Below are 14,125 nucleotides of genomic sequence, written 5' to 3'. Positions count from 1 at the left end.
AAGAGGTTCTAAAAACGAATTAAAATAAGAGAGCGAATATAAATGAAATACTTATAGACAAATACAAACAGAGCATGCTCTGTTTGTATTTAATATGCATTTCGAAGTTACCTATTACTTGAGAGGTTATTAGGTTGTTCACTGTTAGGATTGATATAAATGCATTTTTGACCAGGTGCATTATAACTCGTAGCCATTTTTTGTTTACTAATTTTAATGATTTGAAATTTATTTGGTAATATAGCTGGAAAGACAATTTTCCAACCTAGGTGACTCCATAATGGATCTATGTAGTAATAATGGGTATCGTCGTAGCCAATTAATAATGTCACATGAATATTTGCGACGGTCGGCGTAGGTTTTTGATCGAAATGATAGATTTTGTGTAATGGCTTTTGTCCTAAACTTGTGTGATAAATAATGACAGGTTGGCCTTGATCAATAATCTGTTCAAGTTCGGATAATGCATGTCCTGTACCATTGCTGACGCGTGCATCAAATTGTTGAAGATGTGGGACAAACGCTTCAGGAAAAATCGTTTGGTGATGTCCAAACTTAATAAATAATTGATGACCAACATAACCTTTATACGGATTATTTTTATGTGTCGGCCAGTTTTTCATAATATCTGTGGCTTTCGTAGTATGATGATTATATTGCAGCAACATTGCTGCAGAAACGCCTTCGCATCCCATAACTAAGGGTAAAGGGAAAAGTTGGCTGATTGGTTTAACGTTTAAGATTGTTTTACTCATGACATCGTTCTCCTCGGTACGTGTAAACACACTGTCCAAAAATAATACAACTTATTATATAACGCAATGCCAAATTCGTATATTAAAAAGTTTTGACTACTAGATTAAATGATTCATTTTGTGGCTATAATAATTATAGAAAAATAAAAAGGGGATAGATTTATGCAATATAGATTAGAACAGCTAGAAGAAATACAAGTTGTTGGTTTTCATCGAAGTTATCGAAGTGGTACACAAGCTCAAAAACATATTGCATCATTTTGGGAGGATGTGATAAGTGCACATATCGATGAAGAATTAGCACGCCACAGTGATGGCACACTAAATGGCTTATTAGGCGTGTGTATTTCACACGAAGACGGGCGAATGGATTATTTAATAGGTGTCACAAATCAATCTATACCGCATGAGGGATATTCAAAGGTTCAATTAGTCAAAGGTGATTATTTAGTTGTGACGACAAGTGGATCTTTTCCAGATTCTATACAACGCACAATGCGCCATATTCATGTAAACTTGTTGCCACGCGAAGGTTTTCGTATCAAAGATGCCAATTTCTTTGAACTTTACCTGCCAGGAGATATTGAAAGTGATGATTATGTAGCTGAAATATGGCTTCCGATAGAGTCGGAATAAGGTAAGCAAGTTAACAACGAAACGGTAATGTTATAAAAATATAGAAGCGGGACAGCATTCATTATGAATTCATAGTCCCGCTTCGACAAGGTTGACTAGGATTGAAACAAGCTTGATATAAGTGTATTTTCATTCCAGTCAACTACTGCCAATACTTAGTTCATAGCTTAAAATATAATGATGTCCCAAACTGATATATTTTATTTAATATACGGCTTATTAATTTTAAAATAAGTAAATTGTAAAATAATGAACACGGCAGCTGTAGTACTAATGATAATTAAGTAGGGCATTGGATTAAATTGCCCTGCTAAGCCTACAAGTGGTGAAATCATGCCGCCAAGAATAAATTGGAATAAACCTAGTAAACTTGATGCGTTGCCACTACCACCAGTACGTTCTTCCATTGCCATTGAAAAACCCAAAGGCCCAATAGAGGAAACTGGACAAATATTAATAAAGAACGAAATCATCAATACAGATATAGGTAGATGATATGTTAAAGTTATAACAATTAGAATTACGCCAATAATTTGTATGATACTTAAATAAACTAATAAGGTGTATCTATGGATATATTCAACTAATGTCGCCACAATTTGACTGACAACTATTAACCCAATGCCATTAATTGCAAACATCAGACTAAATTGTTGCGGGGTAAGTGTATATATTTTTTGTGTAATAAAAGGTGATGCAGATGAGTAACTAAATAACATCACATATGTCAATCCTTGTAATAGCATAGGAATGACAAATTTGGGTTTACGCAACAGTTGTCCAAAGTCTGAAAAAATGTGGCTAAAGTTTAATTTGGAATGTGTATCTTTTGCTGTTTCTGGCATTTGCGATAATACACCTATAATAAGTATAAATGTGACAATTGTTAGCACAATAAAGATGACATGCCATGACCCTAGTTTAAGTGACCAACCACCAATCAATGGTGCGATAATTGTAATTATTCCATTGACACCCATTAGCGCCGCCAAAAACTTAGCCAACGCATTGCCATGGAGTTTATCACCAGCTGAAGCTTTGGCTATAACGATGGCACCACCACCAGTTAAGCCTTGAACAAAACGTAAAATTAAAAATAGAGGTAAGTGGTCCGTTAGCGTTGCCGCGAATGAAGCAATTAAAAATATCGTTAAAATCATTAATAAAACTTTTTTACGACCAAATGCATCTGATAACGGACCAAATAAAAATTGACCAATGGCTAAGCCTATCATAGTAAAGGATAGCGTTAATTGAACTTCTGATGTGGATGACCCGAAATGATGTTGTACATTAGGTAATGAAGGAACATACATATCAATGGTCATAGGGCCAAAGGCAGTAATAACACCTAATATGATTAACAAAGTAATAGGAAACGTACGAAATGACTGAGACATAAAAGACTCCTCGAATGTTAAATTCATGTTTTATTTTAAATATTTTAATTTTTTAATTATACCAACATTTTGCCATAATATAAATAGCTGTGATAGCGCATTAAGCAAAAAAGAAAAAGAGCAGGACTGAAATCTAACGTCATTATAATGATTTCAGTCCTGCTTATATATTAAAATGTTACCTAATGGTCTTCAACTTTAATAAGTAACTTATTTCCCACTAAAACTATTGATAAAATTTTCTATTTTGTCTTTAAGACTATCAAATTTAGTATTGATATCATCAAGCATACCTTCAACTTTACTTTGGTCTGCATTGTTTTGTTGTGCTTGGTTGGCATTTTTTAATTTATCTAACTGATCTTGATAAAATTTAGTGAATTTTGAATCTGCATTATTTTGTTCATTTTGTTTTAAGCTATTGATTTCTTGTTGTAGTTTTTGAATCGTATTGTCTGTGTTGACTTTGTCTTTGATATCATTTTTAGCCGCTTCAATTTGACTTGTAATACTATCGTCTTTATCTTTGACTTGTTTTTGGTAGTTCTGTGATACGTTGGGATCGTTACTTACTTTATCGCTATTACTATCTCCACCCATAAATGCAAGTGTCACAAACACGGCAACGACAATTAAAAGCAGGGCGATGATAATATATAACCATTTTTTAGACTTTTTCTGTCTTATATTATCTTCTTCTAACTGTTGTTCTCTACGAAAATCACGATCATTGTAATAACGATTGCCATTTTCATCATAACGTGCTTGCTGTTGACGATATCTATCTCCGTTATTTTGATATTGTGCTTGCTGTTGGTTTGTATAACGTTGTTGTTGATAACGCGCGTGTTGCTGACGTTGTTGTTGATTTTGATATTCTTTATCTTGTTCATAACTGTCTCTATATTTTTCTGTTCGTTTCATGTAACATCACCTCTAATATTTTCTGGGAAATACTTAATCAGTTGTTTTGTTTGATTAAGAGCTGAAAAGACGATGAGAGTTTAATCAAGCGTGCAATATTTTCAGCAGTTTTTACCATATTATCATATCCATGCTCTAATAAGTGATCTAATGTCTCAGGCTGTTCAATGATGCTAAAGACACTATCGATGCCGTGATGATACACTGCTTCATAGTTGTCACCTAATGAGCCACAAATAGCGATGACTGGACAATGAAATTGTTTAGCTGCTTTAGCTACTCCAATAGGTGTTTTTCCATAAATTGTTTGTCCATCTATCTTTCCTTCACCAGTAATGACTAAATTTGCTTGCGCGGCATAAGATTTAAATTGAGTTTCTTCTAATACAAGATCGATGCCTTTCATCATTGTGACTTGGCAAAAGGCAAGTAGACCAGTCCCTAAGCCACCAGCTGCACCAGCCCCTGGGATATCTTTTACATCTTTGTTTAAAGCTATTTTTATTTTATCATGATAGTTTGCCAAGGCGGAATCCAACTTTGGTATCATTTTTTCGGTTGCACCTTTTTGTGGACCATAAACAACACTGGCACCTTGTAATCCCAATAATGGATTAGTTACATCACAGGCAACTTTAAACGTTACTTTTGCTAAACGTTTATCAAGGTTTGTGCTGTCAATTTTCGATAATTGAGCAAGCGCACCGCCACCTTGTGGTAAGATTTGATGATTGTTGTCGAGAAATTGAACCCCAAGTGCAGTTAACATGCCTGCACCACCATCATTTGTTGCACTACCTCCAATACCAAGAATGATACGTTTAACACCTTGATTCAATGCATCAAGAATGATATCGCCAGTACCAATCGTGGACGTTATTAATGGATTACGTTCACTAGCTTGAACAAGATGGAGTCCAGAAGCTGCTGCCATTTCAATGATTGCTGTATCTTTATTCGGTGTAATGGCATATCCAGCCATAATTGGTCGTGATAATGGATCTCGTACACGAATATATCGCCAATCAGCATTTAATGCTTCCACTAACGCTGCTGTTGTTCCTTCGCCACCGTCTGCCATAGGAATGAGTTCATAATGAACAGTATTATTAAAAACACGTTCAAAGCCTTCTTTGATGGCAATGCTTGCTTGTTTAGCAGACATGCTTTCTTTAAATGAATCTGGTGCGATAACAATATGTTTTATGGACATAAAGCCACTCCTTGTCTATGACATTTATTGCTATACTATTATTATAGTAGAAATAGCTTGAAAAATAATACACTAATAGCATATTATTTGTACGAGAAACGATAATATAGGCGCTGTCTTAATAAAGAAGATGAAGGGTAATGAGGAATCAATCATGAAATTAAATGCAACACATTATGAAATTTTAAGATTTATTATAGTAGGTGGCATCAATACGCTAAACTATTATATTGTTTATTTATTACTGTTAAAGGTCTTCGACATAAACTATATGGTGAGCCACATTACCGGTTTTGTAGTTAGTTTTGTTATTTCATACTATTTAAATTGTTATTTTGTTTATAAAGTTAAACCGACACTAGTTAAATTTTTAAGTTTTCCGTTTACACAAGTTGTCAATATGGGAATGCAAACGGCGTTATTATATATATTTGTCCGCTGGCTACATTTTCCATCAGAAATAGCACCATTTGCCGGTTTAATCATAACCATACCGATTACATTTGTTATGTCTAAATGGATACTTAGAGACAAATTTTAACGTGTTATAAAGTATATGTGATTATAACTAAAATTTTAGGTGCTTCTAATAAAATAGTTATGTTATTATTACAAAAAATATCGAAATTAATAATTATTGTAAAACAATTAAAATTCATTCATACTAGCTTTAATAAAGGATGTTAAGGTGGTTAGTTGAATGTCGCAAAGTGAAAATTTAAAACTGGCACAGCGTGGCGCGTATCTCAGTTTGATTGTTTATATTATTTTATCTGTTACGAAATATCTTACAGGTTTTATTTATGATTCTGCGGCAGTAAGAGCGGATGCCTTAAATAATATGACAGATATTGTAGTGTCATTGGCAGTGATTGTAGGCTTGAAAATATCGATTAAACCTGCAGATAAAAATCATCCTTATGGTCACTTAAAATCAGAGAATATATCAACATTATTAGTATCATTTATAATCATGTTCGTAGGTATTCAAGTTGTTATTGAAAATGTACCTAGATTAATTACAAGAGACCACCACACACCAAGTGCGATAACAATTGTGATTAGTGCAATTAGCGGTATAATCATGTTCGCTGTTTATATAGTTAATCGCCAACTCGCTAAGAAAACAAATAGCAGCTCACTAAACTCAGCAGCGAAAGATAATTTATCGGATAGTTTAGTGAGTATAGGAACGGCGATAGGGCTAGTGTTTACACAATTTGGTTTACCAATTGTCGATATTATTTTAGCTACAATTTTAGGTTTTTTAATTATCTATACAGGGTTTGGCATTTTTAAAGAATCGATATTTGCCTTAAGTGACGGCTTTAATGAGGAAGAGTTACAACAATATCGTGATGATGTGTTGGAAGTAGCGGATGTGATTAAAGTGAATAGTTTAAAAGGACGTTATCATGGTAGCAGTATATTTTTAGATGTAACAATTGCTGTTGATGCTAAACTATCGCTTAAAGAGGCACATGATATTTGTGATCGGGTTGAAAGCCATCTGCATGGTAAGGGAATTTCATCTGTTTATGTCCATCCTGAACCATATTACCAATAGATTTTGAATTAAAAAATTTTAAGTTATGAGTAAATAGCCTAGAACGTAATTATGTTCTAGGCTATTTACTATATATTGGCAGTTGTTGAAGGGATTGAAAATACGCTTATACCAAGCTTTTTTCCATCCTAGTCAACCTTGCCGGGGCGGGACTACGAATTCATAATAAATTTTTCCCGCTTCTGTTATATTCAATACGCCGTAATGTATGGCTGTCTGTTCCTAGTGTGCTTTCTTACCACCATCCATGCGTTGTCCGAAATCTAACTACTGCATTGATTGAACCATAGCGCGACTGAGCATATTCAATCATGCCACGTGTTTGTTGTTCAACGGTTCCATAGCCCCAAGATAACTTAGTTTGTGCTAAGCCAAAATATTCTCCATTTTTAGCATGCGGATTGCCTCCTGATTCAGGTAACACAATTTTTTCCCAAAGTTCTTCAGTCCCACCTGCAGCCATAAAGCGGTCATATACAGCATCTACATCGTTATCACTTTCAGGAGAAGAGGTTGTTGTTTGTATAGACTGTGTGGTAGGTGGTGTTGATTTTTGTTGTTCATTTGTTAAGTCATTTGCATGTGCCGTATGTGTATAAGTTTCAGCACTTGCTGCCCCAATTGATACCGTAGCGATAAATGCTAATATTGATTTTCTCATAATAAAAACTCCTTTAATAAACAGGATAATATGAAGAAAAACGGTTCCCTTATTTACGTTATCAAAATCAATTACGGAAACTTAATTATAGCAAAGATTAAGTCATTGGTGGTTACTAACAGCTCATAATTTAATAACAACTTTTGCAATTTTGCGACAAATATCACTGCTAGATCACAATTTCAGGTAATTTATTACAAAAATAGCATGTCAATGATAGTAATCTTGTGCAAGTCGTTTTATAATATAAGTAACAAAAAAATACATTGTTCACTGCAACAAGAAAATCTCAGTTATAGGAAGGTGTTTTACATGCCTAAATTAATTTTATGTAGACATGGACAAAGTGAATGGAACGCAAAAAACTTATTTACAGGATGGACTGATGTCGATTTATCTGAACAAGGTATTAACGAAGCAGTCACAGCTGGACGTAAGGTTAAAGAGAACAACATCGAAATTGATGTAGCCTATACATCACTGTTAAAAAGAGCGCTAGAAACTACAAATTATATCCTTAAAGAATCAGATCAGTTATGGATTCCAGTGCATAAAAGCTGGCGTTTAAATGAAAGACATTATGGTAAGCTTCAAGGATTAAATAAAGATGATGCGCGAAAAGAATTTGGTGAAGAACAAGTTCATAAATGGCGTCGTTCATATGATATTGAACCACCAGCTGAAACAGAAGCACAACGTGAAGAATATCTACAAAGCAGAAAATATCGTCACTTAGATAAACGTATGATGCCATACTCTGAAAGTTTAAAAACTACATTAGATCGTGTTGTACCAATTTGGACAGACCATATTTCACAACATTTATTAGATGGTCAAACAGTATTAGTTTCTGCACATGGTAACTCTATTCGCGCCTTAATTAAATACTTAGAAGATGTTTCAGATGAAGACATTATCGGTTACGAAATTAAAACAGGTGCGCCACTTGTTTATGAATTAGATGATAACTTAAACGTTACAAATAAATATTATCTTTAATAAATCAAAGCCATTACGTTGCGTGAAATGCGACGTAATGGCTTTTATGTCATTCAATGTAAGTGCTTAAGAAACAAAGATAAATATAAAGTATAAGTGTGAATAAAGATAAGTATGAATAATGAAATATTAAAATAATATGCAACAATTTGTTTTCTATTTATTAAGTGAGTGATAGGGTTACTTGCGTTTATGTTGCTTGATAATTTTTAATGCACGTTTTCTAGTTTTAATATTAGGGCTTTTTAAGTTTCGACGTGCAGTTTGTACATCTTGCTTCATATTATCGCCTCCCTTATTCATATAGTATGACGGATTAATCATGTTTTGTAAATAGGAATTATTACGATTTATTTTTATTTTAAGCAAAAAATTAGGGGAGTGTTGAATTTATTAGTAAAATAGCTATTATTTATGAAATGTATGATGTTATTTTAGTGGGAGGAACATATGTCACTACAACAAAAACTTACAATGATTATCACGATGTTATTTGGCGGATTCTTTGGATTGCTTAATGAAACATTGCTAACAACCGCGTTACCTAGTATTATGGCAGATTTTCATATTGCGTATTCACAAGTGCAGTGGTTAACAACAGCATTCTTATTAACAAACGGTGTTGTTATTCCTTTGTCTGCCTTTATAATTCAGCGTTATACGACACGACAAGTGTTTCTAGTCGGAATTGCTGTCTTTTTTATTGGGACGATAATTGGCGGATTTAGTCCTCATTTTTCTGTTTTATTAATCGCACGTATTATTCAAGCATTAGGATCTGGCATTATGATGCCACTGATGATGACAACGATTTTAGATATTTTCGAGCCACATGAACGCGGCAAATATATGGGGACCTTTGGCTTAGTAATTGGACTAGCACCGGCGATTGGGCCGACATTATCTGGCTATTTAGTTGAATATTTAGATTGGAGAGCGTTGTTTCACGTAGTAGCACCTATTGCAGCATTCACATTCTTAATTGCTTTAAAAACGGTTAAAAATGTTGGCACAAAAGTGTATGCTCCAATCGATACTTTATCCATAACAATGTCAGTATTAGGATTTGGTGGCTTGCTTTATGGAGTGAGCTCTATTGCAACAGACGGATGGAATAATCCTATTGTGCTGACAACTATAATTGTTGGTGTGATTTTTATTGCTTTATTTGTGTGGCGACAATATCAACTTGACGTACCATTATTGAATTTTGAAGTTTTTAAAAATAAGCAATTTGCCGTTGGACTAGCGATTATGTCAGTAACAATGATCTCAATGATAGGTTCAGAAACCGTGCTTCCGATGTTTGTACAAAATGTCTTACACCGCTCAGCATTAGATTCTGGATTAATGTTGTTACCTGGTGCAATAGTGATGGCAATAATGTCAATGATATCTGGCGCATTATATGAACGCTTTGGCGTGAAATTGTTAGCATTTATAGGTGTCATTATTGTTATTGTGACAACATGTTATTTCATTTTTATGGATGAGCATACGTCGGCACTTATTTTAACAACAATTTATGGTATACGAATGATTGGTATCGCTCTGAGCTTAATGCCTATTATGACACATACTATGAATCAATTACCGCATGCGTTAAATGCACATGGCTCTTCCATGACGAATACAGCGCAACAAATCTCTGGATCAATTGGGACGGCGGCTTTAATCACTATTCTTTCCCAAGCAAGTCAAGCATTTTCGCCAGATATACAACAATATAGTGGAATGACCAAAGCTGAGATGACAGCTCAAATAAAAATTGATGCGGTGTTACATGGCTATCATGCTGGATTTTTATTTGCTGTTATCATTACAGTTATTAGTTTATTGCTTACTTTTATGTTAAAAAATCAGCGTCAATAGGCTTATGTAAAGGCATGAAAAATGATTGTAATGAGTAACTCCTTATTGACTAATAGTAAGGATAGGATTAAAATTATTCTATTCTGATAGAAATAATAGGAATATGGAGGGACTATTCAGATGAAAAGACTTTTATTTACAGTAATTGCGCTTGTTTTTGTATTAGCAGCATGTGGAAATGGTGGATCATCTAAAGATGATAAAGCGAGTAGTGATAAAACCTTAAAGGTTGGAACAGAAGGAACTTATGCACCATTTACGTATCATGATAAACAAGATAAATTAACTGGTTACGATATAGATGTGATTAAAGCAGTCGCAAAAGCAGAAGGTTATAAACTTAAATTTAATGAAACATCTTGGGATTCAATGTTTGCTGGTTTAGATGCGGGCCGTTTTGACGTCATTGCAAACCAAGTAGGCATCAATAAAGAAAAAGAACAAAAATATCAATTTTCAACGCCTTACACATATTCAAATGCTGTGTTAGTTGTGCGTGACAATGAAAAGGATATTAAATCATTTGACGATGTTAAAGGAAAAAAATTAGCGCAAACCTTTACATCTAACTATGGTAAATTAGCTAAAGATAAAGGCGCTGATATTACTAAAGTGGATGGATTTAACCAATCTATGGACTTATTATTATCTAATCGTGTTGATGGTACTTTTAACGATAGTTTATCTTATTTAGACTACACAAAACAAAAACCGAACGCTAAGATTAAAGCTATTAAAGGTCAGGCAGAACAAAGTAAATCTGGCTTTGCTTTTTCTAAAAAGGTTGACAGTAAAGTCGTTAAAGACTTTAATGAAGGCTTGAAAAAAATAAAAGATAGTGGCGAATTAGCTAAAATAGGTAAGAAATGGTTTGGTGAAGATGTTTCTAAACCTCAATAATGAACAGCAACATGCTTTAGACGCAGCTGGACAAGCCTTCGGACCTATGTTAGAAGGATTAGTTAAATATTCTATTCCGATTACAATTGTGACTTTTATTCTTGGGTTAATTCTTGCATTATTTACTGCTTTAATGCGAATATCAACCAGTAGAATATTAAGAGCCATTGCACGTATATATGTTTCAATTATTCGAGGCACACCAATGATTGTACAATTATTTATTATCTTCTATGGTATACCAGAATTAGGAAGATTAATCACAGGTGATGCAGATAATCAATGGACACTTGCACCAGTTATTGCTGCAATTATAGGTTTATCTCTAAATGTAGGTGCGTATGCATCCGAAATTATTCGTGGTGGTATTATTTCCATTCCGAAAGGACAAACTGAAGCAGCATATTCCATTGGGATGACTTATCGTCAAACGGTGCAACGTATCATTTTACCTCAGGCTATTCGTGTGTCTATCCCTGCTTTAGGAAACACATTTTTAAGCTTGATAAAGGATACATCGCTATTAGGCTTTATTTTAGTAGCGGAAATGTTCCGTAAAGCACAAGAGGTGGCTTCAACAACGTATGAATATTTTACAATATATATTTTAGTAGCCATCATGTATTGGGTTGTCTGCTTTATTATTTCAGTGCTCCAAGGATTATATGAATCTAAAATTGAAAGAGGGTATCGTTCATGATAGAACTTAACAATATTCATAAATCCTTCAATGATAAAGAAGTGATTAAAGGCGTCAATTTGACGGTAGAAAAAGGAGAAGTCATCACATTTATTGGGCGCTCTGGTTCTGGTAAAACAACATTATTAAGAATGATGAATGCATTGGAAATTCCAACTGAAGGAACGGTTTCAGTTAACGGTGTTACTTACACGGCAGATGATAAGAAGTCACAAATTAATGTGCGTAAACAATCAGGTATGGTATTTCAAAGCTATAATCTTTTTCCTCATAAAACAGCGTTAGAGAATGTGATGGAAGGATTAGTTACCGTTAAGAAAATGAAAAAGTCTGAAGCGGATCGTATAGCATTAGCTTTATTAGAAAAGGTAGGTTTAATAAGTGTCAAAGACCAGCGTCCCCACGCTTTATCAGGTGGACAACAACAACGTGTAGCTATTGCGCGTGCATTAGCCATGAATCCTAAGGTCATGCTCTTTGATGAACCTACATCTGCGCTAGATCCTGAGCTAGTTACAGATGTATTGAAAGTGATTAGAGAGCTTGCAGATGAGGGAATGACGATGGTTATTGTGACCCATGAAATGCGCTTTGCGAAAGAAGTGTCTAACCGTATCGTGTTTATTCATGACGGCATTATCGGGGAACAAGGTCCACCAGAACAACTATTTAATCAACCAAAAACAGATGAGCTAAGACGCTTTTTGAATGTCATTAATGAAGAATAACAACATAGAATGATTAGGAGTCTGGGGCATAAAGTTCTTGGACAAATAAAAAAGGGAGCGGGACAGAATTCATAATGAATTCTTAGTCTTGCCCCGGCAAGGTTGACTAGGATTGAAAAAGCTTGGTATAAGCGTATTTTTAATCCAGTCAACTACTGCCAATATAGAGTTCATAACTTAAAACATAATTATGTCCCAGACTGTTTTTAATTATGTTGATATAAAATTACATATAAATGCGCCGTATTTTGGTGAGACTCTTGAATGAACAGGACAAGATGAAGCTGTCCCCTAAGAAAGCGAGCCAACAATACGAGTAAATAAAGAAGCCAGTAAATGAATTTATAAAAGTTATTTACTGGATATTTTTATATGAATTCTGTCCTGCTTCTTAATTTTTTAGGTAACCTGACCCAACTAATTATTTTCTATGTGCGATAAATTGTTGTAGTTTATAAAATACCGGTTTAATTGGTTTAATAAAATCTCCAATGTATTCATATACTTGAGCGTTAAAGCCTTCTTTAAATTTTTGTACACCAGCATCTTCGGCATCTTCACTAAAGTCTCCAGTAACACCGTAGAAATTGTAACGGTCGAGATTGTGTTCTTTCGCAAATTTAATCATTTCCCATTGTAAACGATATGCACCCATGTAAGCATTGTATTTTGGATTTGAACCACTGGATAAATAATACATTTCATGGTCGTTATAGATATATAATGCAGCCGCTAAATTTAAGATATGACCTTCTTTATCCATTTGAGTTTCAGTTTCTTTAATTTTGCGTTGATTACTTGCAACTTGTTGCGTTACTTGTGTATGTTTATTTTTATTTTTCTTAGAGTTTGGACTCTCTTGTAAAGCAGTTTCTATGTCTGAAAGCTGTTGCTTCAATTTATCACGATCTGCCTTTAACGTAGCCAAGTAATCATTTAAATCGATATAAGCCAATTTTAGCATTGCATGATCTTGGTATATTTTTTGCATTTCTATAAAGTAAGGTTCATCTCTAAATGAAAAACCATGCTTTTCTTCAGCCATTTGGAATAACTCGAAAAACGTATGCGTGTCTTCAATCGGCAATGTTTTAACTTTGACACCCATTTCATAGGTTTTTTTAATATTGCGACGCGTTTGATAATCCATTTCTTTCATCAATTGATCTTCGTTCTTGTCTTTTAAATCCAGTACAGAAAGCCAACGAATTTGACTCATCATATCGTAGCCAACTGACCAGCCTTGATGTTTATAACCTAAATCTTCTAATGTTTTTATTACTGCACGATTGTCGTAAGATTTTAAAATCTCACCATCTGCGTTATGTAAGTTCTCTAAAATATATGGATCAACAAGGACATAAAGACAATTGCGTTGTTTTAAAAAGTTTGTGAGAGATTTAAAGAAATAATGAACTAATTCAATATTGCTGTAATCCATGACTGGACCGCGATGGGTGTAAAAGTATTTAAAGAAGCGTAAGGCAGGTGCTTCCGTTAATAGACAAGCAGCAATTACTTCATTCTGGTCATCTTTTACGCCAACCAAATGAACATCATGTTTCATTTCTGAGCGAGTGAGGTAATGCATACTTGATTGGGTATAATGTGAAAAATGTGTTTTTGTAAATTGATCGAATTCTTCTGCAGTGATAGTCATGAACTTCATATTAAATCTACTCCTCTATTTTACTGAATAGGTATAGTGTAACAAAATTACATTATAAATACACATATTATTCCATCATACTTTAGTTGTATAAGTTCGAA

At 34.1% G+C, this 14,125-nt stretch carries 15 protein-coding genes; 8 read left to right on the top strand and 7 right to left on the bottom strand.

What is annotated here, in order from left to right; translation table 11 throughout:
* Positions 1-107: 107 nt before the first annotated feature.
* Positions 108-755 (bottom strand): C39 family peptidase, encoded by a 648-nt coding sequence (locus tag CD041_RS08230; protein WP_002478688.1) that lies wholly within the window; start codon positions 753-755, stop codon positions 108-110.
* Positions 756-917: 162 nt separating this feature from the next.
* Here CD041_RS08230 and CD041_RS08225 point away from each other — a divergent pair, with 162 nt between their 5' ends.
* Complete coding sequence (locus CD041_RS08225; protein ID WP_070648241.1) at positions 918-1,391, top strand: GyrI-like domain-containing protein; 474 nt, start codon at positions 918-920, stop codon at positions 1,389-1,391.
* Positions 1,392-1,591: 200 nt separating this feature from the next.
* Here the strand turns inward: CD041_RS08225 and tcaB are convergent, their stop codons facing one another.
* The 3 genes from tcaB to CD041_RS08210 all read right to left on the bottom strand — a co-directional run bounded on the left by tcaB (position 1,592) and on the right by CD041_RS08210 (position 4,928).
* Positions 1,592-2,791, bottom strand: coding sequence for a putative multidrug effflux MFS transporter TcaB (tcaB, locus tag CD041_RS08220; RefSeq protein WP_103284518.1), 1,200 nt, complete (start codon positions 2,789-2,791; stop codon positions 1,592-1,594).
* A 210-nt stretch (positions 2,792-3,001) separates the two neighbouring features.
* Positions 3,002-3,715: a hypothetical protein gene (locus CD041_RS08215; protein WP_002460313.1), complete on the bottom strand. Its 714-nt coding sequence runs from the start codon at positions 3,713-3,715 to the stop codon at positions 3,002-3,004.
* A gap of 37 nt (positions 3,716-3,752) precedes the next feature.
* Positions 3,753-4,928: a glycerate kinase gene (locus CD041_RS08210; protein ID WP_070648243.1), complete on the bottom strand. Its 1,176-nt coding sequence runs from the start codon at positions 4,926-4,928 to the stop codon at positions 3,753-3,755.
* Positions 4,929-5,082: 154 nt separating this feature from the next.
* Here CD041_RS08210 and CD041_RS08205 point away from each other — a divergent pair, with 154 nt between their 5' ends.
* Both CD041_RS08205 and CD041_RS08200 read left to right on the top strand, forming a co-directional pair.
* The gene (locus CD041_RS08205) at positions 5,083-5,469 is read left to right on the top strand and encodes a GtrA family protein (RefSeq protein WP_002478691.1); all 387 of its coding nucleotides are present in this window, start codon (positions 5,083-5,085) and stop codon (positions 5,467-5,469) included.
* Positions 5,470-5,628: 159 nt separating this feature from the next.
* Entirely contained in the window at positions 5,629-6,495 is an 867-nt protein-coding gene (locus CD041_RS08200; protein ID WP_002460309.1) for a cation diffusion facilitator family transporter, read from the top strand.
* Positions 6,496-6,730: 235 nt separating this feature from the next.
* Here the strand turns inward: CD041_RS08200 and CD041_RS08195 are convergent, their stop codons facing one another.
* On the bottom strand, positions 6,731-7,156 hold the full coding sequence (locus CD041_RS08195; protein ID WP_080606513.1) for an aggregation-promoting factor C-terminal-like domain-containing protein: 426 nt from the start codon (positions 7,154-7,156) through the stop codon (positions 6,731-6,733).
* A 312-nt stretch (positions 7,157-7,468) separates the two neighbouring features.
* On the opposite strand from CD041_RS08195, the gene CD041_RS08190 reads away from it, so the two are divergent.
* Complete coding sequence (locus CD041_RS08190; protein WP_002460306.1) at positions 7,469-8,155, top strand: 2,3-diphosphoglycerate-dependent phosphoglycerate mutase; 687 nt, start codon at positions 7,469-7,471, stop codon at positions 8,153-8,155.
* 180 nt (positions 8,156-8,335) lie between these two features.
* Here CD041_RS08190 and CD041_RS08185 read toward each other — a convergent pair whose 3' ends face one another.
* Positions 8,336-8,437, bottom strand: coding sequence for a putative metal homeostasis protein (locus CD041_RS08185; protein WP_002478693.1), 102 nt, complete (start codon positions 8,435-8,437; stop codon positions 8,336-8,338).
* A 168-nt stretch (positions 8,438-8,605) separates the two neighbouring features.
* On the opposite strand from CD041_RS08185, the gene CD041_RS08180 reads away from it, so the two are divergent.
* From CD041_RS08180 to CD041_RS08165, 4 genes are all read left to right on the top strand, one after another.
* The gene (locus tag CD041_RS08180) at positions 8,606-10,027 is read left to right on the top strand and encodes an MDR family MFS transporter (RefSeq protein WP_002460304.1); all 1,422 of its coding nucleotides are present in this window, start codon (positions 8,606-8,608) and stop codon (positions 10,025-10,027) included.
* Positions 10,028-10,147: 120 nt separating this feature from the next.
* A complete protein-coding gene (locus CD041_RS08175; RefSeq protein ID WP_070648244.1) occupies positions 10,148-10,927 on the top strand; it encodes a transporter substrate-binding domain-containing protein in 780 nt (259 codons plus the stop codon).
* The gene (locus CD041_RS08170; RefSeq protein ID WP_002460302.1) at positions 10,908-11,627 is read left to right on the top strand and encodes an amino acid ABC transporter permease; all 720 of its coding nucleotides are present in this window, start codon (positions 10,908-10,910) and stop codon (positions 11,625-11,627) included. The genes CD041_RS08175 and CD041_RS08170 overlap by 20 nt, the downstream gene beginning before the upstream one ends.
* Complete coding sequence (locus CD041_RS08165; RefSeq protein WP_070648245.1) at positions 11,624-12,355, top strand: amino acid ABC transporter ATP-binding protein; 732 nt, start codon at positions 11,624-11,626, stop codon at positions 12,353-12,355. Before CD041_RS08170 ends, CD041_RS08165 begins: the two co-directional genes overlap by 4 nt.
* Positions 12,356-12,776: 421 nt before the next feature.
* On the opposite strand, the gene CD041_RS08160 is transcribed toward CD041_RS08165, so the two are convergent.
* On the bottom strand, positions 12,777-14,024 hold the full coding sequence (locus CD041_RS08160) for an aminoacyltransferase (protein ID WP_002478696.1): 1,248 nt from the start codon (positions 14,022-14,024) through the stop codon (positions 12,777-12,779).
* Positions 14,025-14,125: the final 101 nt, after the last annotated feature.

Source organism: Staphylococcus lugdunensis (genome assembly GCF_002901705.1).
Lineage (GTDB): Bacteria > Bacillota > Bacilli > Staphylococcales > Staphylococcaceae > Staphylococcus > Staphylococcus lugdunensis.
This window is presented reverse-complemented; position numbering and strand designations above follow the sequence as displayed.